The organism is Microcoleus sp. S36a_B3 (genome assembly GCF_036700745.1).
In the GTDB taxonomy this organism is placed as follows: domain Bacteria; phylum Cyanobacteriota; class Cyanobacteriia; order Cyanobacteriales; family Microcoleaceae; genus Microcoleus.
Map to the genome: position 1 here is coordinate 286,587 of NZ_JAUBPN010000002.1, position 21,676 is coordinate 308,262.

The 21,676-nt window shown below is 45.6% G+C and carries 13 protein-coding genes; 5 read left to right on the forward strand and 8 right to left on the reverse strand.

The features are described 5' to 3' along the window. Nucleotides 1-460: 460 nt before the first annotated feature. Together sat and QUA01_RS03300 are read right to left on the reverse strand one after the other, a co-directional pair. Nucleotides 461-1,642 (reverse strand): sulfate adenylyltransferase, encoded by a 1,182-nt coding sequence (sat, locus tag QUA01_RS03295; RefSeq protein WP_333087590.1) that lies wholly within the window; start codon nt 1,640-1,642, stop codon nt 461-463. Nucleotides 1,643-2,725: 1,083 nt separating this feature from the next. Next, nucleotides 2,726-3,835, reverse strand: a complete 1,110-nt coding sequence (locus QUA01_RS03300; RefSeq protein ID WP_333087589.1) for a glycosyltransferase — start codon at nt 3,833-3,835, stop codon at nt 2,726-2,728. Nucleotides 3,836-4,527: 692 nt separating this feature from the next. Here QUA01_RS03300 and QUA01_RS03305 point away from each other — a divergent pair. After that, nucleotides 4,528-5,400 (forward strand): S-methyl-5'-thioadenosine phosphorylase, encoded by an 873-nt coding sequence (locus tag QUA01_RS03305; RefSeq protein WP_333087588.1) that lies wholly within the window; start codon nt 4,528-4,530, stop codon nt 5,398-5,400. A 105-nt stretch (nt 5,401-5,505) separates the two neighbouring features. Here the strand turns inward: QUA01_RS03305 and QUA01_RS03310 are convergent, their stop codons facing one another. After that, nucleotides 5,506-6,714, reverse strand: coding sequence for a tetratricopeptide repeat protein (locus tag QUA01_RS03310; protein ID WP_333087587.1), 1,209 nt, complete (start codon nt 6,712-6,714; stop codon nt 5,506-5,508). 94 nt (nt 6,715-6,808) lie between these two features. Between QUA01_RS03310 and QUA01_RS03315 the strand changes: the two genes are divergently transcribed. Beyond that, nucleotides 6,809-7,300 carry a WbuC family cupin fold metalloprotein gene (locus QUA01_RS03315; RefSeq protein ID WP_333087585.1) on the forward strand — a complete coding sequence of 164 codons (492 nt, stop codon included), beginning with the start codon at nt 6,809-6,811 and terminating at the stop codon, nt 7,298-7,300. 228 nt (nt 7,301-7,528) lie between these two features. Here the strand turns inward: QUA01_RS03315 and QUA01_RS03320 are convergent, their stop codons facing one another. After that, the gene (locus QUA01_RS03320; RefSeq protein ID WP_333087584.1) at nt 7,529-8,014 is read right to left on the reverse strand and encodes a hypothetical protein; all 486 of its coding nucleotides are present in this window, start codon (nt 8,012-8,014) and stop codon (nt 7,529-7,531) included. Between the two features lie 567 nt (nt 8,015-8,581). Here QUA01_RS03320 and QUA01_RS03325 point away from each other — a divergent pair. Next, complete coding sequence (locus QUA01_RS03325) at nt 8,582-9,862, forward strand: DUF389 domain-containing protein (protein WP_333087583.1); 1,281 nt, start codon at nt 8,582-8,584, stop codon at nt 9,860-9,862. Nucleotides 9,863-10,016: 154 nt separating this feature from the next. Here QUA01_RS03325 and QUA01_RS03330 read toward each other — a convergent pair whose 3' ends face one another. The 3 genes from QUA01_RS03330 to QUA01_RS03340 all read right to left on the reverse strand — a co-directional run bounded on the left by QUA01_RS03330 (nt 10,017) and on the right by QUA01_RS03340 (nt 17,397). Beyond that, entirely contained in the window at nt 10,017-11,804 is a 1,788-nt protein-coding gene (locus QUA01_RS03330; protein ID WP_333087581.1) for a PAS domain-containing sensor histidine kinase, read from the reverse strand. Between the two features lie 413 nt (nt 11,805-12,217). Next, on the reverse strand, nt 12,218-15,274 hold the full coding sequence (locus QUA01_RS03335; protein ID WP_333087580.1) for a sensor histidine kinase: 3,057 nt from the start codon (nt 15,272-15,274) through the stop codon (nt 12,218-12,220). 491 nt (nt 15,275-15,765) lie between these two features. Further along, entirely contained in the window at nt 15,766-17,397 is a 1,632-nt protein-coding gene (locus QUA01_RS03340) for a serine/threonine-protein kinase (protein WP_333087579.1), read from the reverse strand. Between the two features lie 693 nt (nt 17,398-18,090). Here QUA01_RS03340 and pheT point away from each other — a divergent pair. Further along, entirely contained in the window at nt 18,091-20,556 is a 2,466-nt protein-coding gene (gene pheT, locus QUA01_RS03345) for a phenylalanine--tRNA ligase subunit beta (RefSeq protein WP_333087577.1), read from the forward strand. Nucleotides 20,557-20,668: 112 nt separating this feature from the next. Here pheT and QUA01_RS03350 read toward each other — a convergent pair whose 3' ends face one another. Beyond that, nucleotides 20,669-21,238, reverse strand: a complete 570-nt coding sequence (locus tag QUA01_RS03350) for a Uma2 family endonuclease (protein WP_333087575.1) — start codon at nt 21,236-21,238, stop codon at nt 20,669-20,671. Between the two features lie 163 nt (nt 21,239-21,401). Here QUA01_RS03350 and QUA01_RS03355 point away from each other — a divergent pair, with 163 nt between their 5' ends. Next, nucleotides 21,402-21,671 (forward strand): YciI family protein, encoded by a 270-nt coding sequence (locus QUA01_RS03355; protein WP_333087574.1) that lies wholly within the window; start codon nt 21,402-21,404, stop codon nt 21,669-21,671. The last annotated feature ends 5 nt before the right edge of the window (nt 21,672-21,676 follow it).

Here is a 21,676-nt window from a genome sequence, read left to right on the forward strand (position 1 = left end):
ATCAAAGATTTGTTCGGTGGGTAAGCCTCACGCGCATTCCTCGCGTCACTCAACGGAGTACCGTGTTTGGTGCGGGACTCCTGCTGATGCGGTTAATTTTAACTTAAATGCCCCTCAATATTTTTTGGGAATTTAATTATATCCGGGCTGATGCAGAACCTTTATATTGCAGGTTTGCACCGCACGCCGAGAACCCTATAATTAGCAGGTACAACCACCGTTTGGCTAATGAGTTCCGGTGCGGCACGCCTCGCCGGCGATGCACACCACACCTTACTATTATAACTAGCCTATCAAACCACTTTTCGCCTAATTTTTGTAGATGGTGACTGTTAATTATTCAGATATTTTTTAAGTTTTAAGTTAAAATTTTTGAGTTTCAAGGTGAAATTTTCAAATTTCACATTGAAACTCAAAAGTTAAAACTTTTCAGAATGCCACCAATACCAAAGTTCAAGACTTAAATCTCGTAACTAAAAATATTCATAGCCTTAGCTAATTCGGCTGCAACTTCCGGTCGAGAAAACTGTGGCGGTGGCAATTTTCCAGCCCGCAGCATTTCCCGCACCTTGGTTCCAGACAAATGCACCCGTTGTTCGGGACTGCTGGGACTTGTTTTAGTTGTAGCCATTTGTTCCGTCAGCTTGCAATAGAAAGCGTGCTCGAATTTCATCGGCACAATTCCCAATTCTCCCGGCTCAAATTCGTCAAAAATGTGTTGGGCATCGTAAGTGCCGTAATAATCGCCAACTCCAGCGTGATCGCGCCCTACAATAAAGTGAGTGCACCCGTAGTTTTTGCGGATTAAAGCATGAAAAATGGCTTCTCTGGGCCCAGCGTAGCGCATCGCCGCCGGATTAATTGCCAAAATTACGCGGTCTTTTGGATAGTATTTTTCTAGCAAAATTTCGTAACAACGCATCCGCACGTCAGCCGGGATGTCGTCATCTTTAGTCGTCCCTACTAGCGGGTGCAGAAACAAGCCATCTACTGTTTCTAAGGCGCATTTTTGGATATATTCGTGGGCCCGGTGGATGGGATTTCGGGTTTGGAAACCGACTATAGTTTTCCATCCTTTTTCTTTGAACATCTGTCTCGATTTCGCCGGGTCAATCTGATATTGAGGAAACCGGGCGTCTAGTTCGCGTTCCAATAGCCAAACGTCGCCTGCGAGGTTAACCGGCCCGGCTTGGTCTACTACTTGCACGCCCGGGTGTTTGAGGTCGTCGGTACGGTAGACGTTGACGGCTTCTTCTTCTTTGCTGTAGCGGTATTTTTCTGCGAGTTCCAAGATGCCGACAAATTCGCCAGCCGGGGAGTCGAGGCGCACTAACACGCCTTCTTTGAGGTTGTCGGCGACTGCTTCGCTGACTGAGAGGGTGATGGGAACCGACCAAGGGATGCCGTTGGACAGGCGCATTTCTTTGACGACCGATCGATAATCAGCTTCGTTCATGAACCCTTTGAGGGGGCTCAGGGCTCCGATGGCGATCATTTGCAGGTCAGAGATCGATCGATCCGAAAGCTGAACTCGCGGCAATACTTCTGCTTTGTCAAAAAATTCTTGTCTTTGGTCTAGTGTGGCAATGCGGTTGACCAGGATGCCGCCGTGAGGGGCAATGCGGTCTAAATTCTGGCTCATGTCGATTTGAGGTTTTAGATTTAAGATGTTGGACTTTAGCTACCTATATCCTACCAAGGTGTTGTTACACTTAATCAGTTTTTCTAGTAAACTCCAGCACAGAATATACATTATATTTACAAAATATAATTTATTAGCTAGGTTATAATATTTTATAATTTTCTAACAAAATTTATCGACTTCTGACAAAAACATTCAGGATTGACAAATCTTAAAGCTCATATTATTCATGCCAAATTAATAAACTTTTAGTCTTTAAATATCACTTCATGGGCGAACTTCTATCCATTCAGCGAATAGATAAATCGTGAATTTAATTGTCATATTTACTCATAAAAGCCTTTCCTGCTGTACATTTTTAAATCATACAAACAACTAATTCTTAAAAGTTAACTGTGTTTTTTCAGATCAAAATTAGCCTCTAAATTTATATTTCTCACAATATTAGAAATGCCCTATTGTTAGCGACTAAGCAGTTAGCGGTCTTCATCAAATTATATCATGTCCGGTTGATTTCGACAACAAAAACCAAATATTACGATTATAATTTACTAGACTGGACATGACATTATATCAGTCGAGGGAATCACACTCGACACTTTTTTAAATAACCATAAAGTTGAATTAATTGATGTCTTGAAAGTAGATTTTAAGGTACCAAACAAGCCCTTTTTAACTCGATCAGCGATGCCACGCTCCGCAATATTAAGCAAATAACTATCGAGTTTCACAATTTTATGCCAGGTTCTATGAACGCTGAGGAAGTTCACACAATTGTAAACAGATTAAAAAGATTGGGTTTTGTCTGCCTCCCATTTTCATATTTGTTCCCTGACATGGATATCTGTAATTTTTTGTTTATTAATACGAATCAGTGTAAAGACCCGTATAAACACTGGGTTAATTTTCAAATTATCCACTTATTTCTCATTATATAAAAAAAAATTATCTCTACTCCGTTCGGGAATTCATCGCTAATAAACTATTACTAAATATCGGCGATAAATTCACCGTAAAGTTAAGCGTCATCCTGTTGAAATTCAATACTATTCAAATCTATAGCTTTTATTTTTTGACAACTAGCTAGTTTGCGACCAACTTGTTATGAAGCATTTTCAGTTGCAATAATTCTTCACCCAGCAGATGAGGTAAGGGAATTTGAACTTTCTCCAGCATACTCTGAATCCGATATCTCCAATCGTGACGAGCTAAACTCTCAACATAGTTGCGTTTGTATATCGACTGAAGGCGCTGCGTGTCTTGTAAAAGTTCTTCAACTAACTCCACACTTTTTTGTGGATTGTCTGGTAACTCAATAGTTGCATCTTCCCAGTTCAGCAACTCATCATACAGAGGTGTAGTTGGACGTTTCCCAACAATCGCGCCACCAGTCGCAGCACCGTAAAACCACCGCAGCGTAATAAATGAGTAAGGAAACTTACGCATACCAGGATATATCGTGTCAAATGCTAAGGTAATTTTACTATTTCTCAAAATATGAAATAGTAGGAGAGTATCTTCTTCATCTTGACGTTTTTCGTAAGGCAATTTCGGAAATTTTACTTGGTTCCGGGGTGTCGATCTATAGTAGATTTTTTCGGAACCAGGTTGATTGAATTTATTAAAAAAAGCCTTGTGATACTGTTCGGGTATCCGCCCAAAGCTAGTTAAATCAATGGAACGTTTGACTTGACACGAACCTTGACCAAGAACATCAGCGCCAAAAGGCAGCAGCGATACTGGGATGTTAAAATATTGCTGGAGTTCATCTATAACTTCGGGTAGCGCAACAAATAAACGATCTAAATGATAAACATTTTTCGAGTAAATATTAGGATCCCAGGCGTCGAACACATAACCGATAACAAGATCAAAACGTTGCCGCCACTTAGGTATGCTTGATAGTAGTTCTAAATCTGAGCCTGAGATGCCAATAGTCAGTAAAACATTGGATTTGTTCGACAATTCAGGAAAAGAGGCTAACTTATAGAAACCTGTAGTAGACTTGATAGCTTTACGGACAATTCGATTAGCTAGTGGAGGCAGTTCGGATGACCACTTTAGTAAGTCCCGACCCGATGGTATCAAAAGTTTTGCGTTGCAGGTTCGTACCAGAATATTTTCTAATTCAAAAACTGTGTCCCAGAAAACGCTAGATGATAAACCCCGTGAAGAGAGTATAAAAATATTCATAGCTAGTTGCTTACCTTAGAGTAGTATCCAAAGTATTATAGAATCCATTTGATATCTTTTGTAAAATCCTTCCTTACAGGGCAACTATTCTAGCCTAAATCTAGGATTCTACTGATTCGCCCAAACCTAGTTGTGGTAATAAGTCGGGAATAGATGTTAAATGCGTTCTATAGTGTGTGTCTGGTGACTATTGTGATGAAATGTTTAAGAATATTTACCGAAAAATTGGGGTAAGAGCCCCGTCATAAGCTCGACAGCTTTTCTATCTCTAAGGAAATTAAGCAATATTGAACTACGTAATATCCCTGAAATTTTGTAGTAAGATTCAATACAAGTTTTTCAACAGACTTGAGGTAAGAGGTTCTGCCCAGAAGTAGGGTAGGTAAAATTTCAAACGCACCGCGAGAATGTAGTCGAAGCAGTTCAACTGGTATAAAAAGAATTGCCAGGGGTAAAAGCCGGGGTTCAAAATGTCTGTCAGACCTAAAGAAAGAAAACCAGTTCTGGTTGTTTGGAGAAATCCAACTAGGCAGGGGATTGTCTAGTAGGAGAGAAGGTGTCAGACGGGGCTTGCTCCGCATCCTTTGCTAGTATCCTAGAATTCCCACGCCTTCAGGCCCGGGAGTGTGTCAAGCTAATTTAACGGTGGCCCGATATAATCACTGTTGTGAAACTCAGGCAGAAGGTAAAAAATGGCACAAGCAAAGATCGGAATTATCGGTGGCAGCGGTTTGTATAAAATGGCAGCCCTCCAAGATGTGGAAGAGGTAAAAATTGATACACCTTTTGGAACGCCGTCGGATGCCGCAATTGTGGGAACCTTGGACGGTACGCCCGTGGCATTTCTGGCAAGACACGGCCGCAACCACACTTTTTTGCCTTCAGAAGTGCCGTATCGGGCAAATATTTATGCAATGAAGAGTTTGGGAGTTGAGTATTTAATCTCAGCGTCGGCGGTTGGTTCTCTGAAAGCAGAGGCAAAACCTTTAGATATGGTAGTGCCGGATCAGTTTATCGATCGCACAAAAAATCGAGATTCTACTTTTTTTGGAGAAGGAATTGTTGCTCACATTACATTTGGCGACCCGATTTGCGGCGAATTGGCTAAAGTGTTGGCAAGTGCGATCGAATCCTTAAACATCCCCGATGTTACCCTGCACCGGGGCGGCACTTACGTCTGCATGGAAGGCCCCGCATTTTCCACAAAAGCAGAATCCCACCTTTACCGCAGTTGGGGGGCGACAGTCATCGGGATGACAAATTTGCCCGAAGCAAAATTAGCCAGAGAAGCAGAAATTGCCTACGCAACTTTAGCATTAGTCACCGATTACGACTGCTGGCACGAAGATCACGACAGCGTAACCGTAGAAATGGTAATAGCAAATTTGCACCGCAATGCAGAGAATGCTCAAAAAGTCATTCAAGAAACAGTCCGTAGACTAACAGAAAATCCCCCAGTATCTGATGCACATTCAGCTTTGAAATATGCAATTCTGACTCGGCTGGATCGAGTGCCTGCCAGAACCAAGGATAAAATGGGTTTGTTGTTGCAGAAGTATTTATAGAGCAGACGCTAGAACCAGAAACCGGGTTTCTTAGATTAGTTTGGCATCCTACCAAAGATTTTTCGAGAGAAATCCGGTTTCTCAATGTTGGTGTTCCAGACGGTATTAATTAATCAACTGCTTGAATGCGTCGTGTTCGCGAATTTTTTCTAAATCAGCTTCAGTTTTTGCTAACTGTTTACACAAATTAGGATTGAGATTGAGGGCGCGCTTTAAATTTTCAATTGCTAATTCAATTTTACCTTGTAGCGCATAGCATCGGGCTTTATTGTACCATATTCTGTAAAAATCTGGTCGAATTTTAGCAGCATTGTCGTAGGAAGCGATCGCAGCTTCGTATTTTTGCAGTTTTGAGAGTGCAACGCCTCGATTGTTCCAAGCGTCAGTATAATCATTCTTGATTTGTAGGGCTTTATTGTAGGAAATTACTGCTTGTTCGTATTCCTGCATTTTGGAAAAAGCAACGCCTCGGTTGTTCCAAGCATCGGCGTAGTCGGGTTTGGCTTGGATGGCTTGTTCGTAACAGCCGATCGCCTCCGGGTACTTCTGCAATTCCAACAATACTACGCCTCGGTTGTTCCAAGCGTCGGGATACTGCGGGCGAATTGTCGTAGCTTGTTCGTAGGAGGCGATCGCCTCTGGATAGCGCTGCATTCTAGTGAGCACTACTCCCCGGTTGTTCCAGGTATCTGCTAAATCCGGCTGAATTTGCAGGGCGAGATTGTAAGCTGCGATCGCATCTTCGTAGCGGTTTTCAAAGAAACAAGCATCTCCCTGTTTGGCATAGTCTCCCGCCGTCAATAACTGTTGGTAATTGCCGTAGTTAACCGGAGTAAATTCTTGAATTTGGGCGTCGGGCAATAACAAGTCTGTTTCTGCATCCGCTTGGTGACTTTGGTGTTTAATTTCCCCTAAAATGCCTTCAGCATCGGAAATTAATAGTTTTAATTGAGAGATGGTATCGTAATGGAGACTTTCGATTTCTTGGCGAGCACTTGTTGTCTGCTGGGACAATTTATTAAACAGAAACCAAACCCCGACTCCGGCTGCTGTCGGAAGCAAAGTTAAAGCAATTACCAGCCCGTTTAGCAGTGTCGCCGTGCGCCCGAAAGCAGTGTCAACTTCTTCTTGAACTCGATCGCGAATTTCTGCTTTAATTTGCTGCTCTGGCAATTGTTGCTGCACCAACAGTCCTGCCGTCCTCGGTTGTGAAGCAGAAACGCTGCAGGCGCAGACTAGAATAGTCGAAAAGGCGATCGGGCTAATACTTGCTCTAAAAATACTTGACAAACGCATTGCCTTAGTGATACGCACCTGATTTGCGATTTTCATATGTCAAGAGATGCTGGTAAGTACGATCTCAGACTAGCCCATTTGTTTACAAAGTATTAAATACAGGATATCTGTTGTGCAATCCCCTCCGATTAAGTGCTTGACGCAGGAATTGCTAGACGAAGTTACAGCTTCCTCCCGCAGCAGCCCGCGTCAGCGACAAAACTACAATTTCCACGATTTGTCAGAAAAGGTGCAGCGGTTTGTCAACGTGCTGCAACCGGGTACCTACGTGCGCCCTCACCGACACCTCCGCCCGCCTGCAGTTAACGGTTTTGAGTTTTTTGTAGTGATTCAAGGATCGGTAGGTATTCTTATTTTGAACGAAAACGGTCAAATCTTGCGATCGTTGCAAGTGGGTGCAGCCGGGCCCACTCGCGCTGTGGAACTTCCCGAGGGTACTATTCACACCTTAGTAGCTTTGGCTGCGGATACTGTGATTTTGGAGTTCAAGGAAGGGCCCTATGACGTAGCTGCAGATAAAGACTTTTTACCCGGTTTTCCGGCTGAGGGAAGTGCGGCGGCGCGGGAGTTAGTCAGGCTTTGGGAAGCTGAGTTTAAGGGTTGACTGTTGGCTGTTGGCTGTTGACTGTTGGCTGTTGGCTGTTGGCTGTTAACTGTTGGCTGTTGGCTGTTGGCTGTTGGCTGTTGGCTGTTGACAACTAACAAATAACTAATAACAAATAACTAATAACAAATAACTAATAACAACTAACTAATAACAACTAACTAATAACAACTAACTAATAACTAAGAGGCCGGGCACGCACCATCCACCGCCCCTACCAACCAACAACTAACAACTAACAAATCTAATTGTTGTCATCCGATTGTATAAATCTGGGGCGGTGCGAATGATTTTTCTCAGAAGTTCATCTGTTACCCAAAAGATGACCGGAAAGGAAAACTTGTTGCTGAATTCGCTGCAGACTAGGTTGGTAGAAACGAGGAGTCGATCGATCGACTCCACTGATTCCAAGCCGAGAATCATTAATGCTGGGGGCGTTTTGTTGTCTACTTCTGCTGCGATTGTCGTGTAGAGAGTTGTCGCCGATTTTGACAACAGCATTTGCTGCGGTTTATGGGTACAAGTTGCTTGCAGGCGATCGACTATTTGCTGCCGCAATTCCAGGGAGTTGCAGTTGACTAAAACGAAAGAAAAGTAACCTTGGGAAAGATGGATCGCTCGAATTAAGGTTGAGAATGACCGCTCGTTATATTTAGCTACATCCTGCTTAGCTGGATCGTCTTTGGCTGTATTTTCTGAGTGTTTTTCAACCATAAATTACACTTATTTTATGTTTGATCAATCTTATGGATTAAATGCTGTCGATCGAGACAATGTGAAGGGATATTTTGAATATAAAAATATTGGGCTTATCATAACACTATTTTCAAATAAAATCAATAGAACAAATAGACATATAGCAATTCTCAAGTGAGTGAAGTATTGCCCAACAGACGAATCCTCTCAAAGCCTATGAATAGCAGGCTCGACAAGAATGATTGGAAAAATCTAATTAATTAACAATTCTTCAATTTCTAAATCCCCCCAATCTAAAATCCTTCGATGCTGGCGCTGACGGCGAAGTCTCAAATCTCAAACTTTTACGATCGCGATTCCGAAGTATCTAAATCCGTACCTCCAGAAACCTGAGAAAGGCTATGTTATTATGATATCTCTAACAGATATTTCTAGGTTAACCTCAACAGTGAGGAAGCGCAAGCACGCTTAGAAGAATGCTTGTCTCAACTTAAACATTCTAGGTTTTCCGGGTTTGCCTGGATTTGTTGAAGCTGCTTTCTCTAGAGAGAAGGTCTCGATCGAATTAGCAGATGAGTGAAGACGATGCGCCAACTATTTGTACAAGTTCCTCGGGGTTCTGGAAAAACAGTTTTAGAGATAGCGAAAGCCTGTAAAGGCACGAACTTAGCACAAATTGAAGCGACGGGAGTCGATCGAGGACTGGATCTGGTGCTGATCCACGTTTCTAATGGCGAGGTTGAGGAACTTCTCGGAAAACTGGAAGATTTGCCGGACTTAAGTGTTACTCTGCTTCCCACAGGTGTGATGTCGCTGCATCCCCCAGCCAGTGCCGCTGCAGAGCAAGTTACCAATGTTGAGGAACGCAGCCCGATCGAGATTTTTCTGGCTGGTTTGCAGAGTACAGGTTCTTGGAAAGGATTTCTTAGCTATGCCTTTTTCGCGGGAATCATTGTTTGGATTGGTTTATACACGAATACCAGCTACCTGTTAGTTGCCGCTATGTTGCTGGCGCCGTTTGCAGGGCCTGCCATGAATACCGCCTTGGCTACCGCAAGGGGCGATCTCAAACTCTTGGGGCGCAGCATTTTACGCTACTTTGCGGCCCTGAGTGTCACGATCGTTACTACGGGATTGTTGAGTTTGATTCTGCAACAGCAAAACCCCACCAGCTTGATGATTGATGGCAGCCAAATTTCCTCGGTATCGGTGCTGATTCCCCTTGCAGCCGGAGCCGCCGGAGCGCTATCCCTGGTTCAGTCCGATCGCAGCAGCTTGGTTTCAGGAGCCGCTACCGGAATGCTGGTATCGGCTTCGCTAGCTCCCCCTGCTGGTTTGATTGGCATGGGGGCGGCAATTGGTCGTTGGGATCTGGCCGTCAACGGCGTGTTTTTACTGCTGCTGCAACTCGGCGGCATTAATTTAGCTGCTGCGCTGATGTTTCGTCTGTTTGGGCTATCGACTCAAGGAAGTCGCTACGCGCGGGGGAAACGCGGTGTGTTCCCGGCGGCGGTGGGAGTTAGTGCGATCGTACTCACGGCATTAATGATCTGGCAATTTTCCAATCGGCCTAACCTCCAGCGTTCTAGTCTCGCTCAACGGGCAAATTCTCAACTGCAGGAGGTTGTAAAGCAAAGCGATTCAGCCAAGCTGGTAGAATCCAACGTTCGCTTCACCAGAGCCGACAATCCGGGGGATGATATTTTGCTGTGTCAAGTTTACGTTCAGCGTCAGCCACAAGTCACGCGATCGGCTCAACAAATTCGCACCGATCTCACCAGAGCCATCCAAACTCGCTTGTTGAAAGAAGATTTTAAGGCAACACCATTGGTAGATGTCACCGTGTTAGAAGCCCCTCCGATCTAGCCTTTCTTAAAAAGGTGACAAATTAGTCGATTTGAGATTGGAGATTGAGGGATTGAGCGATCGATACCTCATAGGAGAAATCTAACTGCTATGTAATATCATGTCCGGTGGACTGACTACAAACCGATCGCATTTAGTTAAAAATACCAAAAAATCAACTACCATTCTCAGCCAGCGGCAAAGTAAACCAAAAAATTGCCCCAGCACCGGGACTGCTAATTACCCCAATTTCCCCGCCGTGAGCGCCAATAATTTGCCTGCAAAGATATAAACCCAAACCCAAACCCACCGAGTGTCGGGATTGATAACCCCTCACATAAAGGTCAAACAGATGTTCGCACTGTTCCGGCAATATTCCCACCCCGTCATCTTCAACCGTACAGTAAATCATGCTATTTTGGGAATTAGTAATTGCTAATTGGTAATTAGTAATGGGTAATTTTTCTATATTTTGTTTGGTTTTGCTTTGATTAATTTTGATTTGTTTTGCCGTTATTATTTGAGCGAAAACCGTTAAATTTAATCCGGGCATATTGTGTTTCAAAGCATTAGAAATTAAATTAGAAAACACGCGCCACAACTGAGTAGCATCAGCATTCACGGCGGGTAAATCATCCGGCACTAAATTTTTAAAAGTAGCTTGAGCCTCATTCATTAAAGGCTCCAAATCAGCCGCCGCTGCTTCCACTACCGCCCTCAAATCTACCCGATCGCAATGCAGAAACAAACCGCCCAATTCTCCGGCGTGAATTTCCAACAGCGAATTGATCAAGCGCAACTGCTGTTCGCTACCTTGAATCATCCGATCCAAAACAGAACGGGGAATTGCGATCGAATCTCCAGTTTTTGTTTGCCAATTTTTCAGCACCATTAACATTCCCGCTACCGGGTTTCGCAAGTCGTGAGAAAGAGCGTGAATAAACAACCGCTGCGATTCTTGTGCCTGTTTGCGCTGCGTGATATCCTCCATTAAACCCTCATAATAAAGCAAGGAACCGCTGCTATCTCGTACTGCCCGCGCTTTCTCGGAAATCCAGACAATACTGCCGTCACAGCGGTAAATTTTAGATTCAAAATCCGATACTGTGCCGCTTTCCTCGATCGATCGCAAAAACTCATTTCTGCGATCGGGATCGACGTACAACTGCCGATCGATATCAGTAAATTTTGCCGTCACCTCTTCGGGAGAATTGCAGCCGTAAATCCGCGCCAAAGCTGGATTTGCAGTAATATAGCGTCCATCGGGAGTGCTTTGAAAAATTCCCTCGCCGGCATTCTCAAAAATGCTGCGGTACTTCGCCTCCGCCACCTCCAATTGTTGGTAAGCAGATTCCAACTTGCGTCTGGTACTAAACTCTTTTCGTTGCAGACATTCGTACCAATAAACCGACAAATCGCAAATCAAACAAAACCAAAATAAATACAAGTAAAACCCGGTCAGCCTAAAAGCACTATACTTAGCAAAACTTAAATTTAAAACCAAATTTATCCCGATGTGGCAGCACAAAACGCCGAGTTGAGAAATTAGGTGAAGTCGCCAGCGGACGGGCATCAGCGTAGCTTGGATCAGAAACGCTAAAGTCCAGGTAAAAATCGGTAATTCTCCGGATCCTGCTACAGCTAACCCAAGCTGTATAATGACCGTCAGCGACCACGAAAATCCCAAAAACAGCAAGCCGGGATAGCGCTGTCCAAAGGAGGTTTTTTGCAGCACAAAACAGCTCAGCAAACCTATTTCTACAGCAGCGCTAGTGTACAAATAAACACTTTTAAATTCCTGGCGGACGAAGAATGCTTCGCCCATAAAATAGACAGTTATTGTCAAGGCAAAAAAGATGGCAATTCCGACAGCAGGGCGCAGCCGATCTTGGAGGAAGCGATTGCGCCACACCTCGTAAGCTGTTAACGCTTGAACTGATTTTGCATTGCCCAAATAGTTCATACCATTTTAGATTTGAGATTATATTAATTCGGGTTGCACCGTCAGGTGACTGTGGACTGTTGACTGTTAGCTGTTGGCTGTTGACTGTGGACTGTTGACTGTTAGCTGTTGACTGTTGACTGTTGACTGTTGGCTGTGGACTGTTGACTGTGAGTCGAAAAACTTACCCGTTGCGCTTATGCTTTGGTTGTCGCTTGACTCGACTTTCAGGAAAGATGAGAAAGCGCGGATTTTAGATTAGAGATTAAAGAATTGGGAAAGATCGATCGCCCGAATTGACAAGCGAATTTCAAAGGTGGTACAAGCCTCCGGATTTATCCGTGGAATTAATCCAAAATCTAAAATCTAAAATCCTCAAGCCCCCGAATTTATCCGTGGAATTAATCCAAAATCTAAAATCTAAAATCTAAAATCTAAAATCGAATGACAGCAGGTAGCGAAAACCAGAAAGTCGAGCCGCCTCCGGGAGTGCTCTCGACACCGATTTCGCCGCCGTGAGCTTTGATAATTTGCTTGGAGAGGTAAAGTCCCAAACCCAGTCCTGTTAATTGTCGGCTATTGGGGTCTTGAACGTAAAGTTCAAACAGAGATTCCTGCTGTTTGGGGCTGATTCCTACTCCATTATCTGTTACAGTACAGCGAACCATTTTTACGGTAGCTTCGGGCAATTTGTCGCCGATATTGCCAATTTGAGCCTGATACGGGGGGATTTGACAACTGCTTTCGGGGTGAAGTTCGGTCAGGGTTTCCCGATTTTTCTGGGCGGTGTCGCGCATCCCCGGACGATCGCCCGCAGCAGGTATCTGGTTAGCGATACAGCGGGCGATCGGATTATTGGAAGATGTTAAAAATTGTGAATTTTCTTCAAAATTTAGCGTTTTTTCAAATTCAATTACCTCAGCTTTAAAAGTGATATTGACTCCCGGATGATTGTGTTTGATCGCATTAGTTAGCAGATTTTCCAGCACCCGCTGCAAGTGTTTGCGATCGGCACATACTAGCGGCAAATTTAGCGGAATTTTGTGAGTAAAGATTGCTTGATTTTTGGCTAGCATCGGTGCTAAATCGGCAATAATTGCTGAAGTTAAAGGCTGCAATTCCAGCGGTTCGGGATGGATAAAAATACCTTTTACTTCGCTAGCGTGAGCGTCGAGGAGGGAATTAACCATAGTCAATTGGTGTTCGCTGGCCTGAACGATGCGCTGCAAAATCGATCGCGAAACCGGAACATCCTGTAGAGACTCACAGGACGATTTGTTGAGCAAATTTTTCAGCAATATCAACATTCCCATCACTGGAGTGCGGAGATTGTGAGAAACTGCGTGCAAAAATAAATCTTTGAGACGGTTGCTTTCTTGCAGTTCGTGCATTTTTTGCTGCAGTTGGCTGGTGCGTTCTTCGACTTGAGATTCTAAGTTGGCATTGAGTTCTTTTACTTGCTGCAAAAGTTCGGCTTGCTGGAGGGCGATCGCCACTTGGGTAGCGAGTTTTTCTAACAAATCAATTTCAAATTCCTGCCACTGGCGGGACCCAGAACACTGGTTGACGGCCAAGATCCCGAAAAGTTCATCGCCGAGGACGATCGGCACATTTAACGTCGCCCGAATTTGATAGTCGCTATATAATTGGACAACTCGATCGCCATTTTGCACCGTAGCAGCATCGGAGACAATTCGGACGCGGTTGTTAGCATAAAAAGTTTTCTGCGCTTCGAGGTGATTCTCGTCAGTGAGCACCAGCCCCACAATAGAACGGTATTGGACACCGACAGACTCAGCGACAATTTTACCGTACACCGGGCTGGGAAGATTTGCCCCGCCTGCGTCCATAATACCGATGAAAGCGCGATCGGCCTTGAAAAATTGCCGGACTTCGGCAACAGTAGTATTGAGAATTTCTTCGAGGTCGAGGGAGTGGCGAATTCGCAGGGCCATTTCTGAAAGCAGCCGATCGCGCTCGGAGGATGTCCGCAAAGCAGCTTCGGCGCGGTGACGTTCGGTAACGTCTTGGACTGTGGCGGCTATGATGTTTGAGTGAATTGCTGACTGTTCGCAGACAGCGCGCACTCCGCCGTCAGGGAGCACAATTCGATAGTTAATGGAGTAGGGTTTGCGCTCAAACATCGCTTGACATTGCGATCGCGCCACCAATTCTCGGTCTTCTGGATGTACGGCTTGCAAAAAAACTTCTGGTGTCGGTTTGACAGTTCCCGGAACCAAGCCCAAGAGGCGATAAAGCTCGTCCGACCATCGCAGTTCGATATTGGATGATATATTTTTTTCTGCCGATTGTTCGTAACGATCGGCCTGCTTGATGGCGGTGAAATTTAAATCCCAATTTCCTAACTGAGCGATGCGCTGAGCGTTAGCTAAACTGGCTTCGCGATCGCGCAACAGAGCGGCCGTGCGGCCCAGGAACTCCAGCGCTTGCTCGCGTTCAGCCACGGCTGCAGCCAACATCAGGGCCATAAGGGCGATCGTACCAGTAAAAGCTTGTAAACATAAAACCGCCTGTTGCAGATTTTCGCTTCTGACCAAAAACGGGCCGCCTCCCTGTACCGCTCCCAAAATCGCGATATAAGACACGATCGAATAAGCAAAAATCGCTCCCGGCTGACGAAATCGCAAAGCGGCCCAAACTATCAGAGGAAAAGGCAAATATTCCAGTGGATACAGAGCGCTCGCCGCCTGTGCTTTCGAGCAAAAAACTATCGAACTAACACTCAGTAATAAAGTTAGCCATAGAGCTATTTCTGAATAATTTAAAAGTATATTTTGTACTTTATAGCGATTCTTGTTATGAAATATTGATAAATAATTAGTAATTGGCAAGCGGTAATTTGCCCAGTTAAAAAATGCTAAAAAACTTGAAATACTTCGATCTTTTCTTGAAACATGAAAACTTTTAAAGGCGTGATTTAAAGTCAGCAGCACCGGTGTGACGATCAAGATTCCCATACCGTCTCCGAGCCATGTAGTCCACCAGTTGCGAGAGAAATTGCTCCACTGAGCCCAACCAAAAATGCAAGTGCCCAAATTGCCGAGGGTAGAACCCACCAAAGTAGACCCGATGACAGCGCCCGCTACTAAAGCCATAACATCCCGCAGTCGATCGAGCTTAGTAGAAAATCCGCTGCGACTGAGCACGGCCTCCCCAGCCAGCGCTTGTACGGTGACGCTAAAGGCTGACGTGACAATGACGGCGAAGGGTACACTAGCTCCGGCGGTTGAGTTTAACAGCACCGAACCGAGGGCAATTCCGGGCCACATCCGCCGCCCTTGCAGCAGCAATGTCGCCAGAGCAATACCGGCGGGCGGCCACACCGGGGAGGCTTCGGCTTTTACCAGTCCCAGTACCGACACTGCGAGTTTTCCGGTGACAAAGTAGGCCAGGCCGAGGATGCCGGCGGAAAGAAGCAGTCGAGTGCGGTGGTTGAGCAGTTTCATGGTTTGTGCGATCGAATCCTCCATTGCTACTCTTTAATTTAGGCGGATGACGGGCGATCGAACTTCCTCCTAGGGAATCACCTGACAGGGGGAGAGGGGAGAGGGTTGGAAGCGGGGGAGAAGGAGGGTCGGAAGAGGGGGAGAGGGGGAGAGGGGGAGATTGGGAGAGGGGGAGAGTGGGAGAGGGGGAGATTGGGAGAGGGGGAGATTGGGAGAGGGGAGAGTGGGAGAGGGGGAGATTGGGAGATTGGGAGAGGGGGAGAGGGGGAGATTGGGAGAGGGGGAGATTGGGAGATTGGGAGAGGGGGAGAGTGGGAGATTGGCAGAGTGGGAGAGGGGGAGATTGGGAGAGGGGGAGATTGGGAAAATTAGTAATTAGTAATGACCAATGACTAATGACCCATTACCCCTAACAAATGACCAATGACTAATGCCCAATGACCAATGCCCCATGCCCCATGCCCCATGCCCCATGCCCCATGCCCCATGCCCCATGCCCCATGCCAAATGATTTCTTAAAATCCAAAACCCCGCTTACCATCCGGCTTAGTAGTCAACCAGTTTGTCTTTGCCATTGCTAGTTGTTCATCGCTAACTGTAGCGTCAGTCAGATTCGCGCCGCACAAATTTGCACCCCGCAAATTCGCCTTACTCAAATAAGCGCCCGTCAAATCAGCACCTCGAAAATCCGCGCATTCAAAATTAGCAGTGCTGCAATAAGCTTCAGTCAAATTTGCCGATCGCAAATTCGCATTAATGAACCTCGCATGACCCAAATTCGCACCCGACAAATCCGCAGCTTGCAAATTGGCCTTGACCAATCTAGCCTGATAAAAATTTCCCCCCGCTAACTGCGCTTTTTGCAGTTGCAAACCCGACAGTTCGCAGTCAGCAAAATCGCGCTTCCCCTTAAAATATGCCGCTCGCAAGCTGCTGCTGTCCCACTTAACAACAGCTTTCGTGACCTTCGGCGCTGCTGAATTGCTGTTGGAAAATGCCGCAGTTCCGAAAGTTCTGCCGGACTCTGCCAGACTACGGGAAACTCTCGGCTGCATCCCCGTATTTCCAGACTGGGTGAATCCAGTTCTACCGCGAATAGTGTGGTTTGTTCGCAAATCTTCATTGATTTTGCTTTTCGGCGACGACCACGAAGAACCTTCTTCATTAAAGATCGTCGGTTCTTCCACCGTGCGGATAGAGGAGTTGAATTCAGTTGCTAAACCCTTGTAAAGGTCAGCGTCTTCATGTTCGCCATTTAGAGCTTTGATGACATCTGCAGCAGATTGAAAGCGGTGGCCGACTAGCGGCTTGAGCATTTTCTCAAGAATCCGTGAAAAACTTGGGCTCAACTGAACGTGGGGCTGCCAAATAATTTCGCCAGTTACGGCATCGAAATCTAAATCCTTGGGCGATTTTGCTGTCAGCAAGTACAAGCAAGTCATTCCCACGGCGTAGATATCGCTGGCAAATATCGGCCGCAGCGCCATTTGTTCCGGGGGAGCAAAACTAAACGTGCCGACTGAAAATTTCGTGTTAGCCCCTTGGTCAGCGGGGTCTAATAATAGCGTTTGGTTAACTTGGTCTTTTACCGCACCGAAGTCAATCAAAACTAAGTGATTATCTTGACTGCGGCGAATAATATTTGCCGGCTTAATATCTCTATGAATTACTCCTTGGCTGTGGATGTATTGCACTACTGACAGAATTTCTAATAGAAAATTTTTAACGTCTGATTCGTTAAAACGCCCTGATTGCTTGACTTCTTGTTTCAAAGTCGAGCCTTTAACATACTCTTGAACTAAGTAAAATTGCCGCTCGATTTCAAAATAATCTAGCAGCCTCGGTACTTGCGGGTGGTCGCCCAGTTGGCCGAGGGTTTTCGCTTCTCGCTTGAATAATTCCCGCGCCATTTCTAAAACTCGCGGTGACGAACTGCTGGGTCGCAATTGCTTAACCACGCAACTCGGTTGACCGGGTAAAGAAATGTCTTTTGCCAGAAATGTAGCTCCAAAACCTCCTTGTCCCAAAGGTTCAATAACTCGGTAGCGAGCGCGCAGCAATAGCCGCGCGCCGCACGTCTGACACTGGAGAATAGAGTCAGCAGGATTTTGAGGATTGGGACAGCCGGGATTTACGCAGTAGCTCATATTGATTGAGTTTGCCTATGTTTTTCTGATTTTGTCAGCTTCGCTCGACTGCACAAATTCCCTGACAGCGCCTCTGTTAGAAATACTTATCTATACAGTTGCTGGCGGGCTGTGCATCCGGTTGCGAATTGGAATTGCACCTAAGTCTTTGAGGCCGATATCTCTTCTCTATTCTGATTATGTCGCTGCTGTGAGTTTTTTCGGTAGATCATTCTGGAAGATAGTTTAAAGACTTGCTAAAGTTGCCCTTTTATGTGTAAAGTCTTTCTAAACTTAGGTGCTTTTGGCGTTGTTAGATATCCCTAGCATACCTCATGTTCTGAATGAGAATGCTACTCATCCGCCAGCCGCCATCAAGCTTTAGACCGATCGCTCTTTTGTGCTTATCTATACCGCAATCGTATTGACAATATTTAACAAGTGTGATAAGGGGTTCCCATAATTGATTCTGGGACTGCAGAGTCATCAAACGGCATTCAACAGAAGGTAGAATGCAGGAGGCATCCGTCAGAAGGCATCCGTCAGAATTTTTGATTTTTCTTCATAACTACGGACTACGGACTACGGACCACGGACTAATGGCGACTAAGACTAAGAGGGCGGGCACGCACCATCCACCGCCCCTACTAGCTACGGACTACTGACTACGGACTACTGACTAATGACTACTGACTACTAACTACTGACAAAATTATGCGTATTTCTCTAAACTGGCTGCGGGAATTGGTCGATGTGACAATATCCCCAGAAGAATTAGCCGAAACCCTGACAATGGCCGGGTTTGAAGTCGAAGAAATTGAAGACCGCCGTACTTGGGCCGACGGCGTAGTATTGGGCAAAATAGTCGCCTGCGAACAGCATCCCAACGCCGACAAATTGAGAGTTTGTCAAGTCGATGTCGGCAAATCAGAAGCCTTGAATATTGTTTGCGGCGCACCCAACGCTAGGGCAGATATTTACGTACCCGTCGCCGTTGTCGGCACTTTTTTGTCAACAATTGATTTAAAAATTAAACCTGCTAAATTGCGCGGTGTTCCTTCCGAAGGCATGATTTGTTCTTTAGCGGAATTAGGCTTGTCTAAAGAATCTGCCGGAATTCACATTTTTGAACTAGAAAATCCCGAATTGGGCAGCGATATTCGCCCGCTTTTGGGTTTGGATGATGTGATTTTAGACTTAACAGCAACTGCTAACCGTGCAGACGCTTTGAGTATGGTGGGCGTGGCGCGGGAAGTGGCGGCGCTGACTGGGGCGAGTTTGAGAATTCCCGCCGCCGGTGGTGTTGCAATTGAGGACAAAAAAAGCGCCGGTTTAGCAGTAGAAATATCGGAACCGCAAGCCTGCCCGATTTACATCGGTACGGAAATTGAAGGTGTGAAAATCGCACCGTCTCCAGCTTGGTTGCAGCAGCGGTTGCAGGCGGCGGGAGTGCGGCCGATTAATAATGTGGTTGATGTAACTAATTACATTTTATTGGAATGGGGACAACCGCTGCACGCTTTCGATCGCGATCGGCTACAATCTTTCACAGGTAATTCCGATGTCAGCATCGGCGTGCGCTTTGCCAAAACCGGGGAATCCTTCAAAACATTGGACGGACAAAACCGCAATTTGCAACCGCAAAATTTGTTAATTACTGCTAGCGACAAACCCGTAGCCTTGGCTGGGGTAATGGGTGGCGAAGACACGGAAGTTCACGAAGAAACTCAAAATTTGGTCTTGGAAGCAGCGATTTTTGACCAAGCAACGATTCGCCGTTCTGCCCGCGCTCAAGGCCTGCGCAGCGAGGCTTCGATCCGCTACGAACGGGGGGTGAATCAGGCGGCTTTGACGACGGCGTGCGATCGCGCTGTTGCCCTAATTTTGCAGTGGGCGGGCGGTGCTGCGACGGTGCAGAAAACGGCGAGTTCCGGGGAAGATTTGAGTTTTTCGCGGACGATTGAATTGCGTCTGGATCGAATTAATCAGGTTTTAGGGCAGTTAAAAAGAGGAGAAACGGGCGGTTGTCAATATTTGGAACCGGAAGAGGTGAAAAATATCCTCACAGCCTTGGGATGCGAAGTTGTTGCTACTGAAAAAGCACGGGTTTTTGCGATAACTGTTCCTGCTTACCGCTACCGCGATTTAGAAAGGGAAATTGATTTAATTGAAGAAGTGGCCAGACTTCACGGTTACGACAATTTCTGCGATACTTTACCCAGCGAAACAGAACCGGGTTATCTATCTCTAGAATACGCGCAAGTGCGGAATGTGCGATCGGCTTTTCGAGCCGCTGGTTTGACGGAGTTGATGCACTATTCTTTGGTGAAAACCGAGGGAGAAAATCAGGTTGTGCTGGCTAATCCGCTGTTTGTTGAGTATTCAGCTTTGCGGACTGAGATGCTGTCGGGTTTGATTGATGCTTTTGGGTACAATTTGGAGCAGGGAAACGGCGCGCTTAACGGTTTTGAGGTAGGCCGCATTTTCTGGAAAGACGGGGATGTAATGAAAGAGTCAGATGCCGTTGCGGGGATTATTGGCGGCGACCCGACGGCGTGGAAATGGCAGCAGGGCGGGCGCGATCGACCTTTGACTTGGTTTGAGGCTAAAGGTGTCCTAGAAAGCGTGTTTCAAGGGTTGGATTTGGCGGTGGAATATGCCAGCGATTCGTCTAATGGGCGCTTGCATCCGGGGCGCACGGCCGCCCTATCGTTAAACGGGAAACAGTTAGGAGTTTTCGGACAGTTACACCCGCAATTGCAGCAGGAAAAAAGTTTGCCGGAACAAGTTTACGTGTTTCAATTAGATTTGGCGGTGTTGTTGGATGAGTTAGGGCGATCCTCTACGAGGGCTTCGCTAACGAGCAATTCGACTCGCAAATTCGCGGGTTATTCGAGTTTCCCCGCTTCTGACAGGGATATTGCCTTTTTTGCACCGATGGAGGTTCCGGTTGTGGAGATGCAAAGTGCGATGAAGAAGGCGGCTGGTAGTTTGCTTTCTTCGGTGGAATTGTTCGACGAGTATCGCGGCGACAATGTACCGGCGGGACAACGTAGTTTAGCATTTCGGTTGATTTATCGATCGGGCGATCGAACCCTCAGCGAAACAGATGTCGAACCAGTCCAACAAAAAGTCCGCGATGTTTTAGTTGAGAAATTCGGCGTTAGTCTGAGAAGCTAACTGTTCGTAGTAAGGACGACCCTCCGCATTCAAGAAAAACTAAAGTCCTCAGTGCGAACCTAAATCCCACGTTTGTACTGAGGACTTCATTCCTCAAAAGTTAGACATAACATTAATAACTTAGTGGACGCAACATCTCCGATACAAAAAAACAACAATTAGGAAATTGCAAAGGAGAAATACTCGCATCATCTCCAAGAACTACTATACTCTCATAACCATCCTGACTCGGTTCTCGGAATACGTGAAGTTGCCGATGATTAACATCCAAAACCCAATAATCTGCAATTCCCGACTCAGCATAAATTTTCGCTTTTATGCCGCAATCCGTTCTCAGAGTAGTATCTGCAACTTCAATAATCAGATAAATTTCTGAAGGAGTTGGATGGTGGTCTTCATAGTAAAGTGGATCTGGTATCACTACAGAAATATCCGGTTCAGGTTGAGAGTAATTATTCAGTCGGACAGAATCATGTATACTCAGAAATACCAAACTTCCCAAAGATTTTTGCAGTAGTTCCATTGTACGTTTCACCACTGCACAATGTGGGGGAGTTTTCGCAGCCTTATTTACTATCTGCCCTGCCAATAATTCTACCCGTTCATCTCCATCAAGAATACCAGCTTCAACCATCCGGTGATATTCATAAATATTCAGCAGCCGAATATCCAATAAAGTCATAGTTACCTCATCCCCTCTAACAAAAATCTCTCTTCTTTCCTTCTCTCCCTCTGCGCCCTCTGCGCCCTCTGCGGTTAATCAATCTTATCCAAAAAAAATCTTTAAATCCTGCTACACTCATTGTACAATAAATTTTAAACAAATTCATCCAAGGCTCAAAACCGTGACCAAATATGTAATGTGGGGAAGTTACTGCGAAGACGTTCTCGAAAAACGCGCACCATTTCGAGACGCGCACCTAGCCGGACTTGCTAAACAAAAAGAATCGGGTGTATTGATTACCATCGGCCCCACAAAAGACTTAACAAAAGTTTTTGCGATTTACGAAGCTGCAGACGAAACGGCAGTGCGAGAATTAGTTGAAACCGATCCTTATTGGCTCAATGGGATTTGGACTGAGTACAACGTCAAAGAGTGGATTCAAGCATTTTAAAGGAG